This window comes from Sphingomonas aerolata (assembly GCF_003046295.1).
Taxonomy (GTDB): domain Bacteria; phylum Pseudomonadota; class Alphaproteobacteria; order Sphingomonadales; family Sphingomonadaceae; genus Sphingomonas; species Sphingomonas aerolata.
The window spans coordinates 472,935-498,797 of record NZ_PZZN01000002.1; the positions used below are offsets into that span (position 1 = coordinate 472,935).

General features: G+C 69.5%; 25 protein-coding genes and 1 tRNA gene. 5 read left to right on the top strand and 21 right to left on the bottom strand.

What is annotated here, in order from left to right:
* Positions 1 to 40 precede the first annotated feature (40 nt).
* Positions 41 to 1,165, bottom strand: coding sequence for a fatty acid desaturase family protein (locus tag C8J24_RS09510; RefSeq protein ID WP_420894103.1), 1,125 nt, complete (start codon positions 1,163 to 1,165; stop codon positions 41 to 43).
* A 238-nt stretch (positions 1,166 to 1,403) separates the two neighbouring features.
* On the opposite strand from C8J24_RS09510, the gene C8J24_RS09515 reads away from it, so the two are divergent.
* Both C8J24_RS09515 and C8J24_RS09520 read left to right on the top strand, forming a co-directional pair.
* Entirely contained in the window at positions 1,404 to 1,664 is a 261-nt protein-coding gene (locus C8J24_RS09515) for a hypothetical protein (RefSeq protein ID WP_037532231.1), read from the top strand.
* Positions 1,665 to 1,761: 97 nt separating this feature from the next.
* Entirely contained in the window at positions 1,762 to 2,289 is a 528-nt protein-coding gene (locus C8J24_RS09520) for a hypothetical protein (protein WP_107931979.1), read from the top strand.
* A 10-nt stretch (positions 2,290 to 2,299) separates the two neighbouring features.
* Here C8J24_RS09520 and C8J24_RS09525 read toward each other — a convergent pair whose 3' ends face one another.
* The gene (locus C8J24_RS09525; RefSeq protein WP_244180600.1) at positions 2,300 to 2,575 is read right to left on the bottom strand and encodes a hypothetical protein; all 276 of its coding nucleotides are present in this window, start codon (positions 2,573 to 2,575) and stop codon (positions 2,300 to 2,302) included.
* A 154-nt stretch (positions 2,576 to 2,729) separates the two neighbouring features.
* Between C8J24_RS09525 and C8J24_RS09530 the strand changes: the two genes are divergently transcribed.
* Entirely contained in the window at positions 2,730 to 3,569 is an 840-nt protein-coding gene (locus C8J24_RS09530) for a hydroxypyruvate isomerase family protein (protein WP_107931981.1), read from the top strand.
* A gap of 67 nt (positions 3,570 to 3,636) precedes the next feature.
* Here the strand turns inward: C8J24_RS09530 and C8J24_RS09535 are convergent, their stop codons facing one another.
* Both C8J24_RS09535 and C8J24_RS09540 read right to left on the bottom strand, forming a co-directional pair.
* Positions 3,637 to 4,431 (bottom strand): retropepsin-like aspartic protease family protein, encoded by a 795-nt coding sequence (locus tag C8J24_RS09535; protein ID WP_107931984.1) that lies wholly within the window; start codon positions 4,429 to 4,431, stop codon positions 3,637 to 3,639.
* Between the two features lie 144 nt (positions 4,432 to 4,575).
* Positions 4,576 to 5,580 (bottom strand): SDR family oxidoreductase, encoded by a 1,005-nt coding sequence (locus C8J24_RS09540; RefSeq protein WP_107931986.1) that lies wholly within the window; start codon positions 5,578 to 5,580, stop codon positions 4,576 to 4,578.
* Positions 5,581 to 5,655: 75 nt separating this feature from the next.
* On the opposite strand from C8J24_RS09540, the gene C8J24_RS09545 reads away from it, so the two are divergent.
* On the top strand, positions 5,656 to 5,961 hold the full coding sequence (locus C8J24_RS09545) for a dihydrofolate reductase family protein (protein WP_107931988.1): 306 nt from the start codon (positions 5,656 to 5,658) through the stop codon (positions 5,959 to 5,961).
* A gap of 30 nt (positions 5,962 to 5,991) precedes the next feature.
* On the opposite strand, the gene C8J24_RS09550 is transcribed toward C8J24_RS09545, so the two are convergent.
* From C8J24_RS09550 to C8J24_RS09615, 14 genes are all read right to left on the bottom strand, one after another.
* Positions 5,992 to 6,068, bottom strand: a tRNA-Arg gene (locus C8J24_RS09550).
* A gap of 23 nt (positions 6,069 to 6,091) precedes the next feature.
* Positions 6,092 to 6,781: an endonuclease III gene (gene nth / locus C8J24_RS09555; protein WP_107931990.1), complete on the bottom strand. Its 690-nt coding sequence runs from the start codon at positions 6,779 to 6,781 to the stop codon at positions 6,092 to 6,094.
* 4 nt (positions 6,782 to 6,785) lie between these two features.
* Complete coding sequence (gene dapB, locus C8J24_RS09560) at positions 6,786 to 7,514, bottom strand: 4-hydroxy-tetrahydrodipicolinate reductase (protein WP_056405144.1); 729 nt, start codon at positions 7,512 to 7,514, stop codon at positions 6,786 to 6,788.
* A 101-nt stretch (positions 7,515 to 7,615) separates the two neighbouring features.
* On the bottom strand, positions 7,616 to 8,386 hold the full coding sequence (locus C8J24_RS09565; protein WP_107932758.1) for a nucleotidyltransferase family protein: 771 nt from the start codon (positions 8,384 to 8,386) through the stop codon (positions 7,616 to 7,618).
* The gene (locus C8J24_RS09570) at positions 8,383 to 9,276 is read right to left on the bottom strand and encodes a hypothetical protein (protein ID WP_107931992.1); all 894 of its coding nucleotides are present in this window, start codon (positions 9,274 to 9,276) and stop codon (positions 8,383 to 8,385) included. Before C8J24_RS09570 ends, C8J24_RS09565 begins: the two co-directional genes overlap by 4 nt.
* Positions 9,273 to 10,310 carry a diacylglycerol/lipid kinase family protein gene (locus C8J24_RS09575; RefSeq protein ID WP_107931994.1) on the bottom strand — a complete coding sequence of 346 codons (1,038 nt, stop codon included), beginning with the start codon at positions 10,308 to 10,310 and terminating at the stop codon, positions 9,273 to 9,275. The genes C8J24_RS09570 and C8J24_RS09575 overlap by 4 nt, the downstream gene beginning before the upstream one ends.
* A 66-nt stretch (positions 10,311 to 10,376) precedes the next feature.
* Entirely contained in the window at positions 10,377 to 10,841 is a 465-nt protein-coding gene (locus C8J24_RS09580; RefSeq protein ID WP_056679741.1) for a DUF2141 domain-containing protein, read from the bottom strand.
* A gap of 95 nt (positions 10,842 to 10,936) precedes the next feature.
* Positions 10,937 to 12,265 carry a lipopolysaccharide biosynthesis protein gene (locus tag C8J24_RS09585; protein WP_056679744.1) on the bottom strand — a complete coding sequence of 443 codons (1,329 nt, stop codon included), beginning with the start codon at positions 12,263 to 12,265 and terminating at the stop codon, positions 10,937 to 10,939.
* A gap of 73 nt (positions 12,266 to 12,338) precedes the next feature.
* On the bottom strand, positions 12,339 to 13,445 hold the full coding sequence (locus tag C8J24_RS09590; RefSeq protein ID WP_420894104.1) for a CDP-alcohol phosphatidyltransferase family protein: 1,107 nt from the start codon (positions 13,443 to 13,445) through the stop codon (positions 12,339 to 12,341).
* Between the two features lie 56 nt (positions 13,446 to 13,501).
* Positions 13,502 to 14,608 carry a hypothetical protein gene (locus C8J24_RS09595; protein ID WP_146163670.1) on the bottom strand — a complete coding sequence of 369 codons (1,107 nt, stop codon included), beginning with the start codon at positions 14,606 to 14,608 and terminating at the stop codon, positions 13,502 to 13,504.
* Positions 14,605 to 15,312 carry a phosphocholine cytidylyltransferase family protein gene (locus C8J24_RS09600; protein WP_107931998.1) on the bottom strand — a complete coding sequence of 236 codons (708 nt, stop codon included), beginning with the start codon at positions 15,310 to 15,312 and terminating at the stop codon, positions 14,605 to 14,607. Before C8J24_RS09600 ends, C8J24_RS09595 begins: the two co-directional genes overlap by 4 nt.
* Before the next feature lie 95 nt (positions 15,313 to 15,407).
* Positions 15,408 to 16,763: an efflux transporter outer membrane subunit gene (locus C8J24_RS09605; RefSeq protein ID WP_107932762.1), complete on the bottom strand. Its 1,356-nt coding sequence runs from the start codon at positions 16,761 to 16,763 to the stop codon at positions 15,408 to 15,410.
* A gap of 533 nt (positions 16,764 to 17,296) precedes the next feature.
* Entirely contained in the window at positions 17,297 to 18,484 is a 1,188-nt protein-coding gene (locus tag C8J24_RS09610) for an HlyD family secretion protein (RefSeq protein ID WP_107932000.1), read from the bottom strand.
* Positions 18,481 to 20,139, bottom strand: a complete 1,659-nt coding sequence (locus tag C8J24_RS09615) for an MFS transporter (protein WP_031440138.1) — start codon at positions 20,137 to 20,139, stop codon at positions 18,481 to 18,483. Before C8J24_RS09615 ends, C8J24_RS09610 begins: the two co-directional genes overlap by 4 nt.
* Positions 20,140 to 20,400: 261 nt before the next feature.
* Here C8J24_RS09615 and C8J24_RS09620 point away from each other — a divergent pair, with 261 nt between their 5' ends.
* The gene (locus C8J24_RS09620) at positions 20,401 to 21,486 is read left to right on the top strand and encodes a mechanosensitive ion channel family protein (protein WP_107932002.1); all 1,086 of its coding nucleotides are present in this window, start codon (positions 20,401 to 20,403) and stop codon (positions 21,484 to 21,486) included.
* Positions 21,487 to 21,711: 225 nt separating this feature from the next.
* Here the strand turns inward: C8J24_RS09620 and C8J24_RS09625 are convergent, their stop codons facing one another.
* The 3 genes from C8J24_RS09625 to otsB are packed head-to-tail and all read right to left on the bottom strand — an operon-like array spanning position 21,712 to position 25,678.
* Positions 21,712 to 23,100 (bottom strand): alpha,alpha-trehalose-phosphate synthase (UDP-forming), encoded by a 1,389-nt coding sequence (locus C8J24_RS09625; RefSeq protein WP_031394052.1) that lies wholly within the window; start codon positions 23,098 to 23,100, stop codon positions 21,712 to 21,714.
* Complete coding sequence (locus C8J24_RS09630; protein WP_236559002.1) at positions 23,097 to 24,920, bottom strand: glycoside hydrolase family 15 protein; 1,824 nt, start codon at positions 24,918 to 24,920, stop codon at positions 23,097 to 23,099. The genes C8J24_RS09625 and C8J24_RS09630 overlap by 4 nt, the downstream gene beginning before the upstream one ends.
* A complete protein-coding gene (gene otsB / locus C8J24_RS09635) occupies positions 24,920 to 25,678 on the bottom strand; it encodes a trehalose-phosphatase (protein ID WP_107932003.1) in 759 nt (252 codons plus the stop codon). The genes C8J24_RS09630 and otsB overlap by 1 nt, the downstream gene beginning before the upstream one ends.
* Positions 25,679 to 25,863 lie beyond the last annotated feature (185 nt).

The following is a 25,863-nucleotide window of genomic DNA, read 5'->3' on the forward strand; positions in this document are numbered from 1 at the left end:
GGGGCTTACCGTGATGATCGGCGCAGCGATACCGGCGTGATCAGCCGCGCACCGCCTTACGGCAGGCCTTGACCAGATTGACGATCAGCCCCGACAGCGTCGAATAATTGGCGTGGTGATAGGATGACCCGTCGCCAAGCTCGCCCGTCAGGCGGCGATGCGCCTCGGGCAGCGCGTGATAGGGCAGCCCCGGCAGCAGATGGTGCAGCGCGTGATAGCGCAACCCCACCGGCGCCCAGATCTCGGCAAGCAGGCCCGGCGGCGGCACGTTGACGCTGTCGAGATACTGGTCGGTGATGCTCATCGCATCGCCTTCATTTTCCCACAGATGCGCGACCAGCGTGCGGACCTGGTTGAGCACCGCGATCGCCGAGACGATGGCGAGGAAGGTGAGCGAGGCGGCAAGCGGGAACACGCCGGTCGCGGTCAGCACGACGAAGCTGATCGCCCAGATGCTCGCCGCGGTCTCCCAGATCCGCCAGCTGCGCAGCGCGGCGCCCTCGGGCGGCTTGCGGCGGAACTGCGGGTTGATCGCGAGCGCAGAATAGCGCGTGACGACGATCTCGCGCAGCTTGGGCGACAGCAGCGACAGCGGCGCGAGCACGCCGTAGCGCAGGATCAGGCCGATCGGCAGCAGCGCCGACACCAGCACGAAGATCGCGAGCGTAGCCGCCGGCCCGCGGGCGAGTGGCATATATTCCGGATCACGGTTCGTTCCGTAGCGCGTCTTGGCATGGTGGAGCGTATGCACGCCCTCGTACATCAGCGACGGCATCATCACCGGCACACCGAACAGGATATTCCACCCCGCAGTGAAGCCGCGCACGGCGTTCGGCTTCATGTGCGACAGTTCGTGGATGAAGCTGAGCGCGCGGTACAAGGCAAGCACGGCGACGACCGCGCCGAGCAGCTTGGCCCAGACCGGCGTCGCGACGATCGCCACCGCCATGCCCGCATAGCCGAGACCCGCCGACGCGATCAGATCGGTCCAGTAGACGATCGGGCGCGCCGCATGCAGGTCGCGCGTCAGCGACGCCGCGGCCTTGATCATCGCGATATCCTCGCGACCCGCCTGCGCCGCCTTGGGACGCGCGAGCGCGGCCGAGGTCCGCGACAGGGTCGCAGCAAGGGGGTCGGGTGTGACGAATGCGGTTGCCATGATCATACCATTTTCGGGTGACGTATCGTCGTCGATACAGAAGAATTCAGGCTGAAAAATGGTGATGGGACGACCGGAATCAACCACCCGGCCGGGCCACGGCCGATTGCGCGTCGTCGTCCAGGCAGGCACGCGGGGCCGTTAAGACCCTTCTGCATCGTTGATCTGAATTAGGAACGCTTTGCTGGCGCAATCGTTAGGGCGGTGGTTCCCAACCGGGCTCATTTTCGAGAAAGCGAAATTTATGAAGACATTGATCCTTGGCGCAGCCGCGCTTGCCATGACGGCCCTCCCCGTCGCGGCGAGCGCAGCACCGGCAACCGGCAACGCTGCAAAGTCGCTGTCGGTCGCGTCGTCGGTTCGCACCGGCACCGCCACCAAGCGCTCGAGCAAGATCGCAGCGGACAGCATCGCACCGCTCGTCATCGGCGTCGGCATGCTCGCGGGCGTCACCTACCTTGTCATCGACAAGGAAAATGACGACGACAACTCGGACAGCAACTGAGTAGTGCGCGGGGGCGGCGGTCGCGCCGCCCCCGCAATCTCTGTCGCCCGGTATCGGGCGATAGACGTTTCAAGCCTGCGACGTGTAGGGCTGGGACATGACCCGTATCGTCCGATGCTGCGCCCTGATCGTCCCGTCGCTCGCACTGCCCCTGGCATTGTCGGCCTGCGATCCGCCACGCTGGGCGCGCGGGGGCGCCGATACGGACAGCCGCGATCCGATGGCGCGGCGTGATGCCGATTTCAGGCGCACCGAGACGCAGCGCGTCGCGCAGGATATCGCCCGCACCGAAGAGTCCGTCCGCCTCTCGATTGCCGAAAAGCGCATCGAGGCGCTCGAAAAATCGCTCGCGGAGATGCAGACCACGCCCGAGACGGTCGAGATCGACCTGCTCAAGGGCCGTCTCGCGGCCGTCGAAGCCAAGGCCTATGCGCTGCAGGATGCCCCGCCATCTGCACCGCCCGTCGCCGCTGCGACGCCCACCCAGCGCCGGGCGGCAAGCACCGACGCCACGACCACCCGTCGCGACCCGTCACGCCCGCCCTTGCGGCTGCCCCAGCTCGAATCCGCGCCGCGTCGCGCCACCGAGGCCGAGAAGGCCGCGTTCAACGCCAACCGCCGCTGACACGATTCCCCTATAATCCGGCCCGATCGATCATCGATGCGATCTCGGCCGGCAACGCGGTTTCCGCCTTGGGCAACAGGCGATTGAGCACGGTCTGCACGCGCTTCGTCGCGACCTGATAGGCCTTGTGCCGGATCGCGCGCGTCGCGTTCGTCCGCCAGGAGGAACTCTCGCCGAGCAGCGCCTCCCATTTGGCCTCCTCGGCCGCCAGGATCGAGAGTGCGAGACGAAGCCCGTCCCGCCGTCCGCGTGCATAATCGTCGGACATCGCCGGCATCTCCATCATGCGCCCCCGGTCCCTGACAAGCGAGGTTCGCTTTGTATCCCGACCACCACGAAATCTCCCCGTGATCAAGGGCTTGGTCGCATGCCGTCTGCGGTGCGTGGCTTCGGGGTGCAATACAGCTTGCCGGCAGGGCCGTCTGGCCTAGTGTGCGGGCATGATTACTCGGCGCACCGTCATCGCTTCCTCTCTCGCCCTGTGCGCGACCTCGGCGATCGCCGCGGCACCCGCCCGGCGTGGCCGTTTGAAGCAGTCCGTCAGCCGCTGGTGCTATCAGGACATGCCGCTCGATGCGCTGTGCGCCGCCGCGGCGCGCATCGGGCTGGACGGCATCGACCTGCTCCAGCCCGCCGAATATGCGGTGCCGCGCCGGCACGGACTGCGTTGCACCATGGGCTATGCCGCCGATATCATGACGATCCCCAATGGTCTGAATCGGCGGGAAAACCACGCGGCGATCGAACGGGCGTTCCGCATCGGTATCCCGCAGACCGCCAAGGCTGGCGTCCCCAATGTGATCGCCTTTTCGGGCAATCGCCGCGGCCTGTCCGACGCGGAGGGCGCCGACAATACCGTTGCGGGGCTGAACCGTCTCAAGCGGATCGCCGAGGATCATGATGTGACGATCTGCGTCGAGCTGCTCAACAGCAAGGTCGACCACCCCGATTACATGGCCGACCACACCGCCTGGGGCGTGCGGGTCGCCAAGGAAGTCGCGTCGCCCCGCGTGAAGCTGCTCTACGACATCTACCATATGCAGATCATGGAAGGCGACCTGATCGACACGATCCGCAAGAACATCGACTGGATCGGCCATTTCCATACCGGCGGGGTTCCCGGGCGGCATAATCTCGACGGCACGCAGGAGGTCGACTGGCGGGCAGTGGCGCGCAGCGTCGCCGATCTCAAATTCCAGGGCTATTTCGCGCATGAATTCGTGCCGGTCGGCGATCCCCTGACGGCGCTCGCCCAGGCGGTCCGGACCTGCACGGTTTGACCGGGAGCCGGACGGTCGACGCTTCGTAACTGCCGGGGCCAGCGCGTGCGCGCGCGACCCTCGGGACTCAGCGCATCGCGAGCTGCGTCGTCAGCGCGCGCGGCGTGATCGTCATCACGCCGTCCTCGATCGTCACACGTCCCAGCCGCGCGATCTCGGGCTGGCCGAGCAGCGTATAGGGCATGCCGCGCTGGCCGATGCGCATCGCCATCCGGCCCAGACTCTGCCCGCCGATCTCGACCGAGGCGACACGCGCGACGCCGAGCCGGGTATAGCCGCCGATGCCGATCGCGGTTTCCTCGCGCTGCACGGCACGGTCGGCCCCTGTCGCGCGCGCATCGTCCGCCGACAGGATGGTATAGGCCGCGCCGGTATCGACGATCGCGCGGATGCGGACGCCATTGACCATCATCGCCGCGACGAAATGCCCGCCCCAGGGATCGCGATTGATACGCAGGACATGCGGCTGCCCGAAGGTGACCGGCTCGTCGAGGTCGGCGGGGTCGATCTCGATGCGGGGGGCGGGTGGCGGCGCATAGCTCACCGCGGCGACCATCGTCCGCTGTGGCTCGATACAGGTGACGACGGTGCGCGACAATATGTGCCCCTCGTCGTCCTCGTCGGTCGTCTCGGTCGTGGTGATCACCGCCATGCCCGGCGTCGCCGTGCCGCCGCGCCAGGCGGTGTCGACGATGCGCGTCCGACCGTTGATGGTGGTGACGGTGCGCACGGTGTTCGCCGGGACGTCCTGGATCTGCCCGCCGATCTGAATGCGGACCTGCGCGGCGGCAGCGGTAGCGGTCAGCGCGGACGCCAGCGCGATCGCGAGTGCCCCTGCGCGGACGGTTGCTCTGATGCCCACGGCAGTCCTCTTTTCCTCATCCACGGACGTCCGTCCCGGAGGATCAAAGGAACCCTAGCGGCAGTGTGTTTACAGTTGGTTAGCGCGGCAGGACGCGCTGCGGTCGACGTCCATGGCGCTTGGCGGCGCGGGCGCGGTCCGGGATCAGGGGAAGCCCGCACCGCCATGCGCGCCGACCGCGGTCCCGGTCGAGTAGCTCGCCTCGCCGGATGCCAGCGCGACGAACAATATCGCGAGTTCGGACGGCTGCCCCGCGCGGCCGAGCGGCGTGTCCTGGCCGAATTCGTGCATCTTGCCCGGCAGCTGCCCGCCCGCGACCTGGAGCGGTGTCCAGATCGGGCCGGGCGACACGGCGTTGACGCGGATGCCCTTCTTGGCGAGCTGCTTGGCCATGCCGCGCGTCAGATTCTGGATCGCCGCCTTGGTCGAGGCATAATCGATCAGGTCGTCATTCGGATCATAGGCGTTCTGCGAGATCGTGTTGATGATCACCGAACCCGGCGGCATCGCGGGGATCGCAGCCTTCGAAAAGCGGAAGACGTGGAACACGTTGGTCTCGTAGGTGCGGACGAACTGTTCGTCGCTGATCTCCATGATGTCCGCCTTGGACTGCTGATAGGCGGCATTGTTGACGAGGATATCGAGACCGCCCAGCTGCGCGATCGCTTTCCTGACGGTATCCTCGCAGGCCTTCTGGGTGCGGATGTCGGCGGGCAGCAGCACCGCCTTGCCCCCCGCCTGCCGGATCAGGTCGGCGACCTCGCGCGCGTCCGGCTCCTCGCTGGGATAATAGTTGATCGCGACGTCCGCACCCTCGCGCGCAAAGGCGATCGCGGCGGCGCGCCCGATGCCGCTGTCGCCACCGGTGAGCAGCGCCTTGCGACCGACCAGCTTGCCGCTGCCGCGATAGCTCTGCTCGCCATGATCGGGGCGGGGGGTCATCTTGCTGGCGAGCGCGGGCCAGGCCTGGCGCTGCTCGGGGAAGGGGGTGCGGGTGTACGCATTGCGCGGGTCGCGCAGGCTGGGGGCGGGCCCGGTGGCGGCGGTCTCGGTCGACTGGGCCCGCGCCATGCCCGGCGCGGCCGCGGCGGCAAGGCCGATGGCGGCACTGCCCAGGATGCTGCGGCGTGAGGTTTCACCGTTGCTCATGATCGGATCCTTGTCGGTGGTCGGGGTCGCCGGCGGGCTGGTCCCTGCTCGACGAACCGGCGCGCGGACCGTTCCATGGGCGCGGTTATCCGGCCCGAGAGCGACCTCGCCGGTGCGCTCACAACGCTGCGCCGCGAACTCGGCATCGAAACACTGCTGCTCGAAGGCGGCGCCGGCATCAACGGGTCGTTCCTAGCCGCTGGCCTGGTCGACGAACTCAGCCTCGTCATCGCACCCGGACTCGACGGCGGCGCCGACGCGGAGCGGATCGTCGCGGCGGGCGACGGTCTGAAGGGCAAGGTGACGCTGTCACTGCTCGGATGCGAACAATTGGCCGCCGGGGCGGTCAATTTGCGGTACCGGGTGGAGGCGGTCGGCTAAGCGCAGTCCGCGTACATAGCGGAACGGAATTGGTGCACCCGACTGGATTCGAACCAGTGGCCTCTGCCTTCGGAGGGCAGCGCTCTATCCAGCTGAGCTACGGGTGCCTGAGGCGTGCGCGTAGCAAAGCCTAGTCGGGTGCGCCAGCCATTTTCTTGGCCGCGCCGATCTTGGCGGTGAGCTTGGGCGGCGGGGTCTTGGGCTTGAACGCGCACAGGTCCGCGACGAGGCAGCGCCAGCATTCCGGCGTGCGCGCCTTGCAGACATAGCGGCCGTGCAGGATCAGCCAGTGATGCGCGTGGAGGCGGAAGGGCTGGGGGGTGGCCGCATCGAGCTTCAGTTCGACCGCGAGCGGGGTCGTGCCGCGCGCGAGGCCGGTACGGTTGCCGACGCGGAAGATGTGCGTGTCGACCGCGAAGGTCTCCGCGCCGAACGCCACGTTGAGCACGACATTGGCGGTCTTGCGGCCGACGCCGGGCAGCCGTTCGAGCGCGGCGCGGTCGTTCGGGACGACGCCGTCATGCTCGTCGACGAGCATCTGCGACAGCGCGATGACGTTCTTGGCCTTGGTGTTGTACAGGCCGATCGTCTTGATGTGCTCCTTCAGCGCGTCGATCCCGAGCGCGAGCATCGCCTGCGGCGTGTCGGCGGTGCGGAAGAGCGCGCGCGTCGCCTTGTTGACGCCGATGTCGGTCGCCTGCGCGGACAGCGCGACCGCGACGACGAGCGTGTAGGGATTGACGAATTCGAGCTCGGTCTCGGGATGCGGATCGGCCTCGGCCAGCCGCGCATAGAAGTCGACGACGTCGGCCTTCTTCACTGGCTCACAGCCCCAGCACGTCGCCCATCCGGTAGCGGCCGGCGGGCTGGTCGGCGAGCCAGAGCGCGGCGCGCACCGCACCGCGCGCGAAGATGCTGCGATCGTCGCCGCGGTGGTTGAGCTCGATCCGCTCGCCTTCGCCCGCGAAGATCACGCTGTGGTCGCCGATCACCGATCCGCCGCGCAGCGACGCGAAACCGATCGTCCCCTCGCTGCGTGCGCCGACCAGCCCGGCGCGGCTGTCGACGCGCAGTTCGGCGAGCGTCGAATCGCGCCCGCGGGCGGCGGCCTCACCGAGCAGGAGTGCTGTGCCCGAGGGCGCGTCGACCTTGTGCCGGTGATGCATCTCGACGATCTCGACGTCCCAGTCGGGGCCGAGCCGCGCCGCCGCCTCGCGTACCAGGATGCCGAGCAACGTGACGCCGAGCGAGGTGTTGCCGGTCTGGAGGATCGCGATGTCGGCGGCGGCGGCGTCGATCAGCGACTGGTGCTGCGGGGTCAGGCCGGTCGTGCCGATGACCAGCGCGGTGCCCGCCGCGCGCGCGGCGGCGAGATGCGCCTCGATCGCCGAGGGGGTCGAGAAGTCGACCAGCACGTCGGCGGCGGCGGCGAGCGGGCTGGGGTCATCGCCGGCATCGACGCCGCCCGCGAGCGTCGCGCCCGCGGTCTCGATCGCGTCGGTGATCGCGCGGCCCATCCGGCCGGCGCTGCCATAAATGCCGATCGCGGTCATGCGGGCCCGTGGGGCGGACGGAGGCGAGGTCGGTGCAATCATGCGCGCGCTTTCGCACGAAGCGGGGGGTCGCGAATAGACCCCAAATCCGCGCGATAGCGTTATCGCGGGACGGGCGGGAGCGATCGGACGAGGTCGAGATCGGCGGGCTTGTCGACATCGACCGCGGCCAGCCCGTACGGCGTCGCGACCGCTGCCGCGACCAGCCCCGCCTTGCGCCCGAGATGCGCGATCGCGTCGCCGAGCGTCAGCCGGCCCAGCGCATAGCGCAGCAACAGCCCCGGGCCGAGCCGGCGGACGATCCGCCACGGCCGCTTGCGATCCGCCTCGACCTGCCGCCACAGATCGATCGCGGCGATCGACCTGGGGGTGGCGAAGCGGAACAGGTTGCACCCCGACCAGCCGCCATCGGCGAAGCGGAGATAGGTGCGCCGCGTCCCCGGCGCCGCCGCCTCGACCACGTCGCGGCGCGCGAGCAGCACCGCGACATCGGCGTCGGCGGGAATGTCGGCCTGGAACCGCGTGATCCATTCGGGGCGGAGCAGCGCATGATCCGCGGTGGTGACGAGCAGCGGGGTGCCGAGCGCGGCGATCCCGTCGCCGACGCTCAGACTCGGGCCGCTCGCGGCGTCGAGCACCCGCAGCCCCAGCGCGACCGCATGATCGCGCACCACGTCGTCCGATACTGATACCGCGATCACGCCCGCGCCGGCCTCGCGCAGCGCGTCCGCGACCCGCGCGAGCAACGTCCGTCCCTCGAGCAGGATGAGCGCCTTGTGCGCGACGCCCGCATAGGCCGCGAGCGGATCGACGCCGCCGCGCGACCCGGCGAGGATCAGCGCGTTGAACGGGGTAGGCACGGCGTCCGTCATGCCGCCTGCCGCGCGCGCCAGACGCGCCACAGCACGCCGGGCGCGGCGAGGATCGGATGCCGCTCGGCCCAGGGCGACAGCGGCACGGCGATCCCGGTGTGCCGCTCGATCTTCCACGCGCCGTAGCGGGCCGCCCCGTCGAAGGTGAAGGCGGCGCGCATCAGCCGGGCGATGTTGATCGGCTTGCCCGCGCGCCGCCGCAGTCGCCACGCGCGCAGCACCGCGGCGCGGCGCGCGGGCGGCAGGGCAGGGCGCAGCGCCTGGCCCTCGGCGGTCACCGCGATCCCGTCCGCTGCCCAGGCGAGCGGAAGCAGCCGGTTATAGCGGTCTGGGTCGAAACCGATGATCTGATCCTCGCGCCCGCCCTTTTCGACGCGGAATTCGGCCGCATAGGTCTGGCGGAACAGCGCCCGCCAATAGTCGCGCGGGGTGCCCGTCTCGGGGCCGAGCGCGGCGGCGAACCGCGCGGCGGAGCGCGCGGCGGCGGCGATCGCCTCGGCGATCCGCGCGGTCGTCGCGTCATCGCGCGACCACACCAGCGCACAGGGCTGGACGAACCGCGTCCAGATCGTCGTGTCGAGCGTCCCGGCGTCCGCCGCCCTGGCGAAGGTCGACAGCCGCATCGTCGCGATCTTCGCGCGCAGCGTCTCGCCCGCCTCGTCGAACTCGCGGTAGCTGACGGTCGGCCAGATGCCGCGTTCGGGCGCGCCCGCGGTCAGCACGTAGAAGTCGAGCACCCCCTCGGTCGCGCCGGTCCGCAGGTTCGAGCCGTAGAACAGGATGCCGACCGCGCCGGGCGTCGCTGCGAGCGCCTCGGCGACGCGCCGCACCGCGGGGATCACCGGGGTTACGAGCTGGTCGCGCACCAGCGCGCCGAGCGTCGCGCTCACGGAACGACGAAGCTGATCGGCGCCGCCTGGCGGATCGTCAGCGCGCCGCCCGGATAGACTTCGCCGTCGAGGATGAAGCCCGCCTCCATCGTCACGTCGAGCGCGGGCGTATCGATCCGGTGATAGCCCGCCCGGTCGAGCCATTTGGCCGGCGACCCCGCGACGATCAGCGGCGCGGCGGCGGCGAGCCAGCGCGGCGGCGCATCGACCAGCAGCGTCTTCAGCCCGTCCCGCGCCGCGCCGAACGGCTGGACGCCCAGCGGCATCCGCGTCAGCGTCGAGGCGAGCAGGATATAGCGATGCGTGTCGGTATCCGCGACCCGGCCGGCATCGGCGGCGGCATCGTAGCGGACGTGCATCCGGTTGCCCGCGCGCCACATCCCCGATGCGCGACCGAACAGGGTCTGGACGATCGCCCAGCTTAGCGCGACGCCGACCGCGAAGCCCTTGAACGCGCCAGCGCGGTGCGCGCGCTGCGCCAGCCCGGTCGCCTCGACGAACGCGCCCGCGCCGAACAGGAAGCCGCGCAGCTTCTGGCCGGTGCCGGCGCGTTCGACCTCGACCGGGCGACGGACGATGCTCGCGCCGTCGCGCGCCGCGGCGAGCGCCTGGTCGAGCGTCCAGTGATCGGGGATGCCGAGATCGAGTGCGAGCGCGTTGGTCTTGCCCGACGGCACGATCGCGACCCGCGGCATCGCGCCCGTCCACACCGTCGCCGCCGCGGTCAGCACGTCGCGGATCGTGCCGTCGCCGCCGTCGATCACCAGCAGCTCGATCCCGTGCTGCGCGAAATCGGTCAGCACCGCGGCCAGCTCGGCCTGGGTCCGCGGCGTGACCGCGAGCACCGTGCCCGACACGAAGGGCCGCGTCGCCTCGACGCTGCTGCGGTTGCGGTGGCTCTTGGGGTTGCAGATGATCCCGGTGCGGATCTGCGACGCGGCACTGCGCGCGGTCACGTCCGGTCCCGCGCCGCGTCTGGCCGCTGGAAACGGCATGCCATCAAAGGCCTGGAAATTGGAAACGGCGTCGCTCACACTCTTGGCTACCTGTCGCAGGCTAGTATCGCTACATTTTTATGGCACGTCTGCCCCTGATCGACGCTAGCGCCGATACCGCATCTTCATCCGCACGACCGTCCCCCCGGCCGGCAGCGCCACCCGCGCCGACGCGAAGGAGGGCAGGCCGACCGATGTGGGGGCGTCGTTCGAAAATCCAAACCCCTCCTTGGGCAGGAACAGCGTGCGGTTGAAATCATGGTCGCTGTTCTCGTCATGATATTGCGCGATCGCGTAATAGCCGGGCTTCAGCCAGAAACAGGCATGCGGCTGCGCGGCGGACACGCGCGCGCGCGCCAGCTTGCCGCCCTTGGACAGGAACCGGCCCTTGTCGTCGGGATAGACGGTGAACGCGACCTCGCCGACCGCATTGTGCAGCGTGGTCGCCTCGAGCACGAGCTTGGCCGCGCCGTTCCCGGGCGTGCCGACGCACGTCTCCGCGGCAGCCGCGGACGTCGAGGCGAGCGTTGCACCCGCGGCGAGCGCGAGCAGGAGAGGCAGATTCGTCATGGGGGACCCTTGCAATCGCATAACGGCAATTTGGAGGCCAATGACGTCGGCTCTGTGAACCCGCGCTTTATCGACCGCGGCGGGGCGTGCCGCCCTCAGGGACGGCTGCGCGTCAGATTCGCCGCAGCAAAGCCGAGCAGGATCGCGACCGCGACCGAGCCGATCGCGACGCCCATCGCCACCCCGGACGAGCCATAGAGCGGCATCAGCGCGAACGCGCCGATGAACAGCAGGACGACGCCGACGACGCGGATCGCGAACACCGTGCCCGCGCGGTTGACCGCGGTCAGCACGGTGTCGAGGCTGACCGTCGCCAGGTCGAAACACCCCGCCGCCGCGAGCCAGAGGAGCACCGGATAGGCGCTGCCGAACGACTTGCCGCCGACCAGTTTAAGCATCGGCTCACCGATCAGCGCGACGACCGCGAGGATCGCGAGCGCCGCCGCGCTGCTCGCCAGCATCGTCCGCACGAGGATGTAGCGCAGCCGCTCGGGCGCCGCGGTCCGCACCGCGCGGACGATCTCGGGGAAGGCGGCGCGCGACAGGAGCTGCGACAATTTGGCGAGTGCCTGCGCGACCTGTGCCGCGAGCCGGAACGCGCCCGCCGCGGCGGGGCCGATCGACGCACCGACCAGCAGCAGCGGGATCTGTTTGCTCGACAGGCCGAGCGTCGCGCTGGCGTTGGTGCTCAGCGCGAACTTCACTACGCCGGGATTTTCCGCGACCAGCGCGCGCCAGCCGCTGCGCCCGCCGAGCATCAGCGCGAAGTCGCCGCTGCGCCACACCATGATCCAGTAGGTCGCCGCGGTGACCAGCTCGGCCGCGGCCCAGGCGATCATGAAGCCGCGGATCGTCGGGTCGAACAGCATCGCCGCGCCCGCGCCGACGAAGCGGATCACCGGCGTCATGCTGTCGGCGAGCGCGGAGAGCGAGAATTTGTCGCGCAGCCGCAGGATGCCGAGCGGGGTCGAGCGGATCGTCAGCAGCTGGATCACCGCGAAGACCAGCGTGTAGTGCATCAGGTCGCGCGGAATGCCGAACGCGTTCGCCCAGATCTGGAGGATGCCGATCGTCAGCAGCGCGCCGAGGATTGCGCTCGACAGGTCGAGCCGCGCCGCCAGCCGGAACAGCCGCGCGAGCCGCGGGCTGTCACCGTCGTGGAGCGGCTGGACGCCGTACTGGACGATGATCTGCCACGTCTGGAAGCCGACGAACGTCGTCAGCGCCTGGACCGCACCGGTGATCAGCGCGAACCGGCCGAAATCGACGACCCCCAATGTCCGCGTCGCAAAGCCGAGATAGAAGAGCGACAGGATCGCCAGCACGCTGCGGCTCGCGAGCAGCCAGCCCAGGTTGCGCGCCGCCGAACGCAGCACGCCACCGAAATCCTTGGTCGTGGGGGAAGGGGCGGGGGCCTGGGTCATGCGCCCTGCGGCCCCTAAAGCGCGCGGTGCGGTGCGGCAAGTCGCGGCTGGCGGGTCGGGGCGTTCGACGCGATCAGGCGAGCCAGCTCGTGATCGCGCCGCCCTTCGCGCGCCGTGCCATCGCCTGGAACAGCCGGACGAGATGGACGACCAGCGAGATCGCGGTCCACGCCGCCACGCCGATGATCCCCCAGTCGGGCCGCGTCACGACCAGCCCCGCGAACAGGATCACCATGTTCGGGTTGCGCCGCGCGGTGATCAGCCGGAACCAGCTGTCGAACCGTTCCCAGACATGGATGTGCATCCCGAACCGGACGATGAACGCCCCCTCGATCAGCCGCTGCGCGACATAGCCGAACAGCATCGTGCCGATCACCGCCCAGAACGTCGCATCGTCGAGTGGCCGGCCATAGGGCGCGCAGCCCGCCGCCCAGGCCCACCACCAGAAGGGCGGATGGACCAGATCGACGCCGTGATCCCACGCATTGCCGAGCTTCGACGCGGTGATCGTGCAGCGCGCGAGCTTCCCGTCGACGGTGTCGAGCACCATGAAGACGAGGCCGGTCGCAAGCCCCGTCCAGAACCAGCCATACCAGAAGGCGATCGTCGCGACGATGCACAGGACCGATCCCATCGCGGTGACCTGGTTCGGCGTGATCCCCGCACGCGCGCAGACCCGGGTGATCGCCAGCGCCCATTCGGGCCAGAGATATTTGGTCAGCAGGTCGGTGACGCCCTTGTACGCGCCGACATAGCTCGCCCGCTCGATCGCGGGGACCGCGGCGGGGACGAGCCGCTCGGCAAACGGCTTTTCGCGCTTGCGCAGCGCCTCGTTGAGGATTCCCTCGTCCGACTCGGCGGCGATGAGCGTCAGCCCGCTGGCGGCGTCGAGCGCTGCGTCCGCGTGCATCGCCGCGGCGACCCGCGCGCGCTCCTCGGCGGTCCGGACATGCGCCAGCACGGGAACGCCCGCGCGCGTCATCACGGTGCCGGGGCGCGTCTTCAGATGCGCGGTCCAGACCGGGTCGAACGCGAACGCCATGTTGGCGAGGATCGCCGCGCCGTCCGCCGCGTCATTGCCGGCAAAGCCCTGCGCCACGCCGATCCGACGCAGCCGCTCGTCGTTACGCATCCCCCAGAGTAGGGTCGGATTGTCGCCCAGGGGCACGAGTGCTGGCATGTCTTGCATCCGCTGCCCGATAGCCGATTGCGCGCGGATTGCGAGCCCGGGCTGGTTCAGCGCAGCGCGGCGAGCACCGCCTGCGCCGCGCGCGCGGGTGCGCCGCCCGACACGTCGCCGAGCGCGGTCTCGACGAACCGCGTCTGGAAATCCCGATATCCGGGGTGCAGCACGGGCGCTGCGTCGATCGCCGGGATCAGCGCGTCGAGGCTGTCGACCACCGCGCCTGCGCCCCACATCGCATAAGAGGGATCGTCCACCCAGTCGGCGCCCAGCGCGTTCAGGAACACGCAGGGCCGCGGGCGCATCATATATTCGACCACCTGGCTCGACGTATCGCCGAGATACAGGTCGGCGGCGGCGGTGTAGCTGCCATCGACCATCGCGAAGCTGTCGAGATCGGCATGCACGCCCGCGCGGCCGGCGAGCCCGGCGACGAAGCCGCGCAGCTCGGGCACGCGCTCGACCAGCCGCTGGTGCGGCGCGAAGATCAGATTGTAGCGCCCGTCGGCGAGGATGCGTTCGACCACCTCGGGCCCCCAGCGCCACCAGGACGAACGGTGCGCCTGCCAGTGCGGGGTGTAGAGGATCACCGGCCGCGGATCGGCGAACAGCCGTGCGGCGGGGGTACGCTGGCGGAACGCGGCCTTCACATAGCCGGTGGTGACGATCCGCTCGGGCGCGTCGCCGCCGTCGATCAGCGCCTGCCGGTCGCGCTCGGCCGCGACCAAGGTGCGCCACCCTGCGCGCCGCCGCCAATGCCCGCGCGCCATCATCGACCCCGCGCCGTGGAACGTGTCGATGAACCGCGTCCGCAGCGGCAGCGTCGCGGGCAGCCACAGGCTGGTCTGTTCGGCGCACACCACCACCGGCGTGCCCAGCAGATGCGGCAGGAGGCGGAACAGCGTCGGCAGCTTGGGCGGGAGCGGCGGGTTGTCGCCCTCGACATAGCCGGGCAGCGCGCGAAACCCCGGCGCGCGCCGGATAGTGACCTGCCCAAGCCCCCTGCTCCAGCGTGCAAGCAGCGTCTCGTGGACCGAGGTGCTGACCCACAATTCGATCGGCAGCGTCGGCTCGGCAGCGGCGAGTGCCTCGACGATCGGGTAGAGATGCGGGATCAGCAACGTCTCGCCGAGAAACAGGAAAGCGACCTTCCGGGTCATGACGCCTGCCATTGGGCGATGTCCTCGGGCCGGTCGATCTCCTGCCAGCGCGCGCCGGCGGGGATCCGCAGCGCGCGGACGCCGGCCCCTTCGGCCACGCGGCGGACGACCGCGTGGTGATAGGCGTGGATCCCCTCGTCCTCGCCGATCACCGCGCACAGCGCGTCGGCATAGGCGGTGCCGCCGCCCGACAGGATCAGCCCGAGCGACCGGTCGGTCGCCTGATGCCCGACCAGATGCTTGCCGACCGCGATCACCCGCTCGCCCTCCGCCTCGACCAGCATGTCGTCGAGGCCGGGTTCGTGGAGCGGCTCGACCACCAGGGTCACGCCGGGCGCGGGCTCGGCACGCGCCGCCTGCAGGATCGCGGCGTCGAACAATGTGTCGCCGTTCATCAGCGCGAACGCGGCGCCCAGATGCGCGCGCGCCGCCCAGACGCTGCCGATGCTGTTGGCAACCGACCAGAAGGGGTTGAAGACCAGCGTCGTCGGCGGGTCGCCGCGCCGCCCGGCCAGATGCGCGGCGATCTGGTCGATACGGTAGCCGCCGACGATCACCGCACCATCGAATCCCGCCGCCGCGACCGCGTCGAGCTGCGAATCGAGGATCGCCCGCCCGCCGACCTGCACCAGGCATTTCGGCGTGCTGAGCGTCAGCGGCAGGAGCCGCGATCCGTGGCCCGCGGCAAGGATGATGGCCTTCATGGCACCCGCTTATGCATCAACTGTGGCAGGAAAATGCAGATCTTCGCGTGCGAATGCGGGGGCAGGGCCGCAGGCGGCGTCCTGCGTAACCCTCCTCAGCGCTGCACGATCGCCGCATCGTCGCGCGACCAGCCGCCGCCCATCGCCTGGTAGAGCGTCACATAGGCCGTCAGCCGGTCCGCGCGCGCCTGGACCAGCGACAGCTCCGCGGTCAGCAGCCCGCGCTGCGCATCGAGCTGGTCGATATAGGCCGAATAGCCCGCGCGGTAGCGGTTCGACGCGTTGCGCAGCGCGCCCGCGAGCGCATCGCGCTGCGCGGCGAACGCATTGGCCTGTTCGCCCGAGCGGCGGACGCCCGCAAGGCTGTCGTCGACCTCGCGGAACGCCTGCAGCGCGGTCCGGCGATAGGCGAACGCCGCCTGGTCGCGGCGTGCGGTCGCGGCATCGGCCTGCGCGCCCAGCCGTCCGCCGTCGAAGATCGGGCTGAGCACGCTCGCGCCGATCGAGAACACCGCGATCGGGTCAGCAAGCGCACTCGACAGCACGACGCCCGCCGAGCCGGTGAGCGCGAGATTGGGCAGCATCGCCGCGCGCGCGCTGTCCAGCGAGCGGTCGGTCGCGACCAGCGTCTGTTCCGCCTGATAGAGATCGGGGCGGCGGCGGAGCAGGTCGGCGGGCAGCCCGTCGGGGATCGCGGGCGCGGCAAGCCGGTCGAGCGGCAGGCCGCGCGGGATCGGCCCGGGGACATTGCCGAGCAGCAGGCTCAGCGCGTTTTCCTGGCGGCTGATCGACAGTTCGGCGGCGGGGAGGAGCTGTTCGGTGGCGTGATATTCCGCCTCGGCCTGGCGCAGCTCGAGGTTCGAGGTGTAGCCGGTCTCCGCCCGGCGGCGGGCGATGCGCAGCCCCTCGGCACGCGCATCGAGCGTCTGGCGCGCGACCGCAAGCCGCTGGTCGAGCGCGCGCAGCGTGATGTAGCCGGTCGCGACGCTGCTCGCGATCGCGAGCCGGACGGTGTCGCGCGACGCTTCGCTCGCGAGCAATTGCGCCTGCGCCGCGCGGCTTGCCTGGCGCAGCCGGCCGAACAGGTCGAGATCATAGCTGATGCTGACCGCGGGCTGCGCGCCGATCGCATCCGACGGCGTGCCGAGCGCGCTGACGGTCTGCCCGGTGGTACCGGGCGCGGATCCGTTGACCAGCGGCGTCTGCTGCGCCCGTGCCAGCCGCGCAGCGGCCCGCGCCTCGTCGATCCGCGCCGCGGCCGCCCCTAGATCGGGGTTGTTGGCAAGCGCCCGCGCGACGAGGCTCGTCAACGCGGGATCACCAAACGCGCTCCACCAGTCCGCGCGGATCGGCGTACCCGGCCCCAGCGCGGTCCGCCACGCCGGCGGCGGCGCGACCACGGTCGCGGCGGGCGCCTCGGGGCGGGGGCCGATACACGCGGTGGCGAGCAGCGCGAGGGGGAGGGCGGCGCCTGTCCGCCATGCGTGTTCGCGCCGCCACGCACGCACGCCCCGCCACACACGCCACCACCCCGGCGAAGGCCGGGGCCCAGTTGGGAAGGCCACAGTAACGGCGGACAGCGCTACGTCATCGCCGTCCCCCAACTGGGCCCCGGCCTCCGCCGGGGTGGGAATCCTGGTTTGGCTTACCGCCCCTACCAAAATGTTTCCCCGCGAAGGCGGGGACCCAGCCTGGGCTCCCGCCTTCGCGGGAGAACAGGACGCGCACGAAACGTCGGGTATCGCCCGCATCCCCTGCAACCACCCCGGCGAAGGCCGGGGTCCAGTTGGGAAGGCCGCGGTAACGGCGGACAGTGCTCCGTTATCGCCGTCCCCCAACTGGGCCCCGGCCTTCGCCGGGGTGGACGTTTTTGTGCTGTTTACCGTCTCTGCAAAAATGTCTCCCCGCGAAGGCGGGGACCCAGGCTGGGCTCCCGCCTCCGCGGGAGAACAGGACGAGCGCCGAGCGTCGAACCGGGGCTGCATCACCGCGGCCCCGGCCCGCCGGCCGTATCGACCCGCGCCTGCACCGACATCCCCGGCCGCAACCGCGCACTCAGTGGCTGGCCCGGATCGACGCGGATGCGGACCGCGATCCGCTGCGGCACCTTGGTGAAGTTGCCTGTCGCATTGTCCGCCTTCAGCACCGCGAATTCGGACCCCGCCGCGGGCGAGATCCGCTCGACGCGCCCGGTCAGCCGCTCGTTCGCGAGCCCGTCGACGGTGAACGACGCGGGCTGGCCGACCGCCATCCGCGCGGTCTGCGCTTCCTTGAAGTTCGCGATGACCCAGGTTTCGGGCGGCACGAGGAACATCAGCTGCGACCCCGCGGTCACATACTGGCCGAGCCGGACCCCGACCTCGCTCAGCCGCCCCGTCTCGGGCGCGCGGATCACCGTGTTGGCAAGGTCGATCCGCGCGAGCTGGCGCGCCGCCTCCGCGCCCGAGACGCCCGCCTCCTGGCCGCCGCGCCCGACCTCGACCGTGCGGATGTCCTGCCGGGCGATCTCGCGCGCGGCCTTGGCCTGCTGGACCTGCGCCTCCGCCTGGCGGAGCGCGGCGAGCGTCTGGTCGCGTTCGCGCAGACTGACCGAGCCGTCGGTGACGAGGTCGTTGACGCGTGCCATGTCCGCCTGCGCGCGCATCAGCTGCGCGGCGGCATTGGCGACCGCGGCGTCCTGCGCGGCGAGGCTCGCCTGGCGGCTGCGCGCCGTCTGCAGGCTGTTCGACAGCGTCGCCGCCTGCGCGTCGACCTGCGCCTGCGCCTGGTCGATCCGCTGGCGATAGATGCGGTCGTCGATCTTCACCAGCGGATCGCCCGCCTTCACATCGGCGAAGTCGCGGACGAGCACCTGTGTCACATAGCCGCTGACCTGCGGGCTGATCACCGTGGTGCGGCCGCGGACATAGGCATTGTCGGTCGACTGGTAGCTCGTCGCGAACGGCGGCAGCCGCCACGCCGCGAGCACCGCGCAGACGCCCGCGATCACGAGCAGGACGATGACGCCGATGACGCGCGGGCTGGGCGGCTGCGGTCGCCAGCCCGAGCCGACCGGGGTGGCGGGCGTCGCGGCGGGGGCGGGCGCAGGCGCGGCGGTCGCGGCGGCGGCCGTCTCCGCCTGTTTCTCCTCCGTCGCGGGTCCTTCTGCCACCGGGCTGCGGGCGTCGGTCATGTCGTCCTCTCAAGTCGCGCACGGCGTTCGCGTCGTTGGCGTCGCACCATCAGGAAGACGAGATACCCGAACGTCCCTCCGGCGAGAATCGCGACCAAGCGGAAGACGTCGGCATAGGCAAGCACGTTTGCTTCGCGCGTCGTGGTCTGGGACAAAATCGCCGCACCTTCCGCGCTGCGCAGCGTCGGGTCGACGATCACCCGGCCGACCGCGGCGCCGCCCGCGGCGATGCGCTGCGCGACGATCGGGTCGGTCGGCGAGATCTGCTGGACCAGCGCTGCGCTGTTCGCCTTCTCGCGGACCACCTGATAGCTGCCGAGCAGCGCGGTGCCGCCGAGCCCGCCGAGTGAGTTGATGATCCCGAACAGCGCGATGAAGCTGATGATGTGCCCCGCACCCTCCTTCAGCGCGCGCGTCATCCCGAACAGCAGCGCCGGGCCCAGGAAGAAGGTTGCGGAGAAACCGATGATCGCCTGCGTCACGTACATCTGCGGCGCGCGCGTCAGGCTGGTCGCATAGGAATCGAACCACGCCGCCACCGCGACCAGCCCGATCGCGAGCATGATCGGGTGGCCGAGCCGCTCGACGTCGAGCGTCACCGCGCTCGCGATCACGCCCGCGACCGAGGCGACGAAGATGATCAGGAAGAAGGGGATGAGCTGGTCGTTGTTCTGCCCCAGCACGGTCAGCAACCCGACCGCGGCATAGGTCTGTTCGGACAGCACGATCCGCGCCATCACGATGACGACGGTGAAGCGCAGGATATCCGCGCTGCCGAGCCAGCGGGTGTTGAGCAGCGGGTTGACGCGGTGATGCTCGACGACGATCGCGGCGGCGAACATCGGGATCGCCACGATCAGCGCCCAGCCGATCCACGGTGCATTGGTCCACCACAGGATCCGCCCGAGCCCGAGCACCGCGGCGAACAGCGCGGTCGACCCCGCGAACAGCACGAAGGTCAGGAAGTCGAGCGGCTCGAACGCCTTGCTCCGCGTCGTCGGCGGCAGCCGCAGCGCGGCGACCGCGGCGAGCGACAGCAACGCGAGGCCCAGCTCGAACAGATACAAGGTCCGCCACTGCGACATGGCGAGCAGGTCGGGCGAGAACAGCCGCGCGAGCGGCGTCGCGCATTGCGGGATGCCGATGCCGAGCACCACCGCCTTCAGCCGCCATTTCGCGGGCAGCGACTGCATCACATAATAGAGGCACAGGCTGCTCAGCGCGGCGCCCGCCATCCCGCTGATCGCGCGCACCGCGATCGCGGTGGCGAACCCGTGGACGAACAGATGCGCGAGCGTCACCAGCACGTAGAGCGTGAGGAAGATCAGCGCGAACGGCCTGAGCCCGAACTGCGCGCGAAACTTGATCATCAGCAGGTTGATGCTGACGTTCGTCATCACATAGACCGTCGGCAGCCATGCGATCTCGGCGGGATCGAGGCCGAGCGCCCCCTGCAGCGTATAGGTGTTCGCGCTGATCAGCGCATTGCCGAACCCGACCGTCAGCCCGAGCAAAATGCCGATCAGCGCATAAGCGATCTGGCGATGCCGCGGATGCGCGGGCGAGCCCGGTGAGCCGGGAAGGACGGGCAGTTCGTGGGGTGCGAACGTCCAGTCTTCCTCGCTCAGGAAGCGTCTGATTCTCCGGGCGATCATGGTCGCTGTCTTGTGGCATGATCACGGGGGCGCGTCATCCGGGAAGACGGGTGTTTGCGAGCGACCCGCGTCAGAAAAGCACACCACCCCGGCGAAGGCCGGGGCCCAGTTGGGGGACGGCGGTAACGACGGGCCGCCTTGCATTACTGCGACCTTTCCAACTGGGCCCCGGCCTCCGCCGGGGAGGTGCGCATATCCAACGCGCGCGCGCCCATGCTGCACCGCAGCGGAACATCCCCGCACCCGCACCGTTGCGCTGTCATGCGCATATTCAGATCGCTCCACATACCACCCGAATGGGTCTGGCTGGAAAGCGTCGCCGTGGTCTCCGCGGCGGTGCTCTTCGCGCTGGTCGCGCACTGGCTGACGATGCGGATCGCCGGCCATGCGCAGCGGCGGTCGACCGCCAAGACCGACGGGCTCGTCCTCGCGCGCGTCCGCCGGCCGCTGCGCGCGGTGTTCGTCGCGGTCAGCGTCGCGTTCGTCGCGCGGATCCTGCCGATGGACGACGATATCGAGGAATTGTGGAAGCAGATCCTCGGCTTCCTCGTCCCCGCCTTGCTCGGCTGGCTCGCGGTCGCGGCCCTGCGCGCATTCCAGGACGTGATCGAGATCCGCTCGGACATCACCGTCGAGGACAATCTGCGCGCGCGGCGCAAGCGCACCCGTGCGGCGATCCTCGGCCGGATCGGCACCTTCTTCATCATCTTCATCAGCGTCTGCCTGATGCTGCTCAGCGTCCCCGGCATCCGCTCGATCGGCGTCACGCTGATGGCGTCGGCGGGTATCGCCGGCCTCGTCGTCGGTGCCGCCGCCCAGCCGGCGCTCAAGAACCTGATCGCCGGCGTGCAGATGGCGTTCACCGAACCGATCCGGCTCGACGACGTGCTGATCGTCGACGGCGAATGGGGACGGGTCGAGCAGATCAACCTGACCTTCGTCGTCATCAAGATCTGGGACGAACGCCGCCTCGTCGTGCCCGTGTCGAAGTTCCTCGAACAGAGCTTCCAGAACTGGACGCGCGAGACCAGCCAGCTGATGGGCTCGGTCTTCTGGTATGTCGATCCGTCGACCGACGTGCCCCGCCTGCGCGAGAAGCTCGCCGAGGTGGTGAAGGCCAATCCGCGCTGGGACGGCCGGTTCTTCAACCTGCAGGTCACCGACATGAAGGCGGACGCGGTCGAACTCCGCGCGCTGATGACCGCCAAGAACGCCTCGGTCGCGTTCGACCTGCGCTGCGACGTCCGCGAGGCGATGCTGGCGTATATTACGGCCGAAATGCCCGAGGCGATGCCCCGCGGCCGTCTGCTGATGGCCCCGGACCCGGTGCGGGGTGTCGCGTCGTAACGCGGGCGCGGCGCACGCCACCTGTTTCGTCAGGATGACGGGTTTTGAGGAGAACCCGTCGCCGCTCGGCACCATCCCAGCTCAAGCCGTCATCCCAGCTCAAGCCGTCATCCCCGCTCAAGCCGTCATCCCCGCGGAGGCGGGGATCCATATTGGCTGGCCGTGGAGGGGACTCGCGGGGGTAGCCAGTCTTGATCCCCGCCTGCGCGGGGATGACGAAGCTAGTTACGCCTCGACATGCTCCGGCGCATCCTCAAGCGCGGTGATGAACAGTTCGCACCACCACATCACGTCCTCCTTGCGGACATTGTCGATCAGCTTCTCCCAGCGCGCCTTGCGCTCCGCGAGGGGCATCTTGAGCGCGCGGGCGATCGCGTCGGACATCTCCTCCGGGCTGTACGGGTTGACGAGCACCGCATCCGACAGCTGCGCCGCCGCACCCGCGAATTGCGACAGGATCAGCACGCCGGGATCCTCGGGATCCTGCGCCGCGACATATTCCTTCGCGACCAGGTTCATCCCGTCGCGAAGCGGCGTCACCAGCCCGACGCGTGCCGCGCGGTAGATCCCCGCCAGCACGTCGCGCGGGAAGCCCTGGTTGACGTAGCGGATCGGCGTCCAGTCGATGTCCGAGAATTCGCCGTTGATCCGCCCCGACATCGAATCGAGGTTCGCGCGGATCTCCTGATAGGTGTCGACCTTCTCGCGCGAGGGCGGCGCGATCTGGAGCATGTAGACCAGCCCGCGGTGATCGGGGTGCGACGCGAGGAACCGCTCATAGCCCGAGAAGCGCTCGGCCAGCCCCTTCGAATAATCGAGCCGGTCGACGCCGACGATCAGGCTGCGCCCGGTCGCCGACATGTACATCCGCTCCTTCGCATGGCGCGCGGTGTCGCTGCTCGCGGACTTCTCGAAATCCGCTGTCTCGATCCCGATCGGCGTCGTGATCGCCTTGATCGTCCGGTCGCCGACCGTCACCCAGCCATCCTCGCCGACCACGCCGTCGAGCTGGCTGGTGACGTAATGCAGGAAGCTGTCGAGCCAGTCCTGCGTCTGGAACCCGACCACGTCATAGGCGAACATCGATTCGACGAGCGCGCGGTGGCTCGGCAGCGACAGCAGCATCGCCATCGGCGGCCAGGGGATGTGGAGGAAGAAGCCGATCTTGTTCTCGACCCCCAGCTTGCGCAGCTCGCGCCCCAGCGGGACGTGATGATAATCATGCACCCAGACGAGATCGTCGGGCTCGATCAGCGGCAGCACCGTCTCGGCAAAGCGCTTGTTCACGCGCGCATAGCCGCTGGAGAAGTCGCGTTCGAACTCGGTCAGGTCGATCCGGTAATGGAACAGCGGCCACAGCGTGCGGTTCGCATAGCCGTTATAATATTCGTCGAAATCCTGTTCCTCAAGATCGATCGTCGCGGTGGTGACGCCCTTGCCCTGCTGGAAGTTGATATGGCCGGTAAAGGTCTCGGTGGTCGCGCCCGACCAGCCGAACCAGACCCCGCCCTTTTCGCGCAGCGCCGCGAGCAGCGCGACCGCGAGGCCGCCTTGGTTGCCCGACGGCGCGTCGACCGATTGCACGCGATTCGAAATGACGACCAGGCGACTCATCGTACGGCGCTCCAGGGTTTGCTGAGGAGGACGGCGCAGTTGATCAGCCCCACCAGCGAATAGGTTTGCGGATAATTGCCCCACAGCTCGCCGGTATTGGGGTCGATATCCTCGGACAACAGCCCCGCGGGCGTGCGCCGCGCGACCATCTCGGCGAACAGCGCGCACGCATCCGCGGTCCGGCCGGTCGCATGCAGCGCCTCGATCAGCCAGAAGGTGCAGACGTTGAACGCGGTATGCGGCAGGCCGAAATCATCCTCGGTCGCATAGCGCAGCATGTGGCTTCCGCGCCGCAGACCCTCTTCGACCGCCTTCAGCGTCGACTGGAAACGCGGATCGTCGGGCGCGAAGAAGCGCAGGTCGAGCAGCTGGATCAGGCTCGCGTCGAGATCGTCGCCACCGAACGTCGCGGAGATGCGCTGCGTCTCCTCGCGCCACGCCGAGGTCTCGATCGTCTTGCGGATCGTGTCCGCGCGCGCGTTCCAGAACGTCCGGCGATCCTCGAGCCCGAGCACGCCCGCCGCATTGGCGAGCCGGTCGCACGCCGCCCAGCACATCGCTGCGGAATAGGTGTGGACATGCGCCTTGGTGCGCAGCTCCCACAGCCCCGCGTCGGGCTTGTCATAGGTCTCCCAGGCGCGATCGCCGACGAGCTCGAGGCTCTTGAAATCCTCGTGGCTCGACATGCGGAACAGCCGCTGGTCGAAGAACGCCTGGACGTCGGACAGGATGATCTGGCCGTACGCATCGTGCTGGATCTGCTCGTATGCCTGGTTGCCGACGCGGACCGGACCCATGCCGCGATACCCCGGCAGCGCGGGCGCGACGCGTTCGACCAGCGTCGCTTCGCCGCCGACGCCGTAGAGCGGCTGGACATGCCCGCCCTTCGACGCATCGACGATGTTGCGCAGATATTCGAGATAGCCCTCGAGCACGTCGAGCGCCCCGAGCCGGTTGAGCGCCTGCACCGTGTAATAGGCGTCGCGGATCCAGCAATAGCGGTAATCCCAGTTGCGCTCCGACCCCGCATGCTCGGGGATCGAGGTGGTGAGCGCGGCGACGATCGCGCCGGTCTCCTCGTGCTGGCACAATTTCAGCGTGATCGCTGCGCGGATGACGACGTCCTGCCATTCGACCGGGGTCGCCAGCCCACGCACCCAGTGGCGCCATTCGTCCTTGGTCCGCGTCAGCATCGCCTCGGCCGCCTCGTGCAGCACGCCGGCAAAACTCTCGTCGGGACCCAGGAACAGGTGCATCGGCCGTTCGAGCCGGAACCAGCGCTCGCCGACGATATGCCCGACCGGCGCATCGGTGGTGAGCCGCAGCGTCTGGTCGTCCATCAGGAACCGGATATGGTTCGACCCCTGCGTATGCGTGGTCGGCTGGCCCCAGTTAGTCGCGACGCGCAGGCGGATCCGGATCCGCGGGCTGCCCGCGACCGGCTTGACGATCCGCACGAAACTGGTCGGGCGATAGGTCCGCCCCTCGCGCACGAAGCGCGGGCAGAAATCGGTGACCTCGACCGCGTTGCCCGCCTCGTCCTCGTGCCGGGTGACCAGGATCGGGGTGTTGCGGATATAGGCCTGCGTCGTCTTCGCGCTGCCCTCGAGCTCGATCGCCCACAGGCCCGTCTCGGGTGCGTCGCCGCCGAGCAGCGCGCAGAAGGCGGGGTCGCCGTCGACCCGGGGCACGCAGCCCCAGACGAACGTGCCGGTCCTGTCGATCAGCGCGGACACCTGGCAATTGCCGATCGGCCACAGGTTCATGTCGGGGGTCGGGCCGGACGGGGTCAGGCTGCTGGCGGACTGGGTAGCGGTCATCATGATTCCAATATGGCGGCAATCCAGCCGCGAAGGGCCGCGACATCGTCGAGGCGGTAGGTGGCGGCGGTAGGGCGTTCGGGGCCGATCAGGATTCCGGCGCCGCCCAGCGCGTGTGCGGCGACGAAACCATCCTCGTCGGTGACGTCGTCGCCGAAGAAGAACGGGCGGCTGCCGACCAGCGCGGGCGCGGCGATCAGGTCGCGCAGCGCCGCGCCCTTGTCGCCGGGGGTGCGCAGCTCGACCATCATCTTGCCGCGCTGAAGCGTCAGGCCGTGCGTGCGGGCAAGATCCTCGGCGAGGCTTACCGCATCTGCCTCGAACGCCGGCGCCATCCGGTAATGCAGCCCGGCGCCGAGCGACTTGGCCTCATACACCAGCGCATTCGCCTCGGCATAAGCGCGCAGCGCCTCGGCGGCGGTTTCGAGCGAGGCGGGGCGTTCGGCGGCGACATGGCCGTCCTCGGGCGTGCGGCGTTCGGCGCCATGGCTGCCCGCGACCGCGAACCGGCGCGCATGCTGGCCGAGCATCGCGTCGAGCTGCGCGATCGACCGCCCGCTGATGATCGCGACACGCGCCGGGAAGCGCACGGCGAGCCGGTCGAGCTGGTCGAGCAGACCTTGGTCGACGACCACCGCATCGGGGGTCGGGGCCAGATCGACCAGGGTGCCGTCGAAATCGAAGAACAGGCTGGCGTCGTCGCGGACGTGCGGCGGGGGTGCGAGGACTTCAGTCGCAGGCTGGCGTTCGGCAAGCATGGTCGTCTAACCCCCGGCTGTGACGCTCCGTTCCGCTGCACTGCAAAATTGGAACGGGTGCGGTTCGATTGCCGTCATAGCAGGCGTTGGGCATCGGGGCGATGCTTCGGGGCCGTCACCAACCCAACCCCCACCCACAGCTCGCCCCGGTTGCGACAGGTTGCGACACGAAACCACTGGACGAG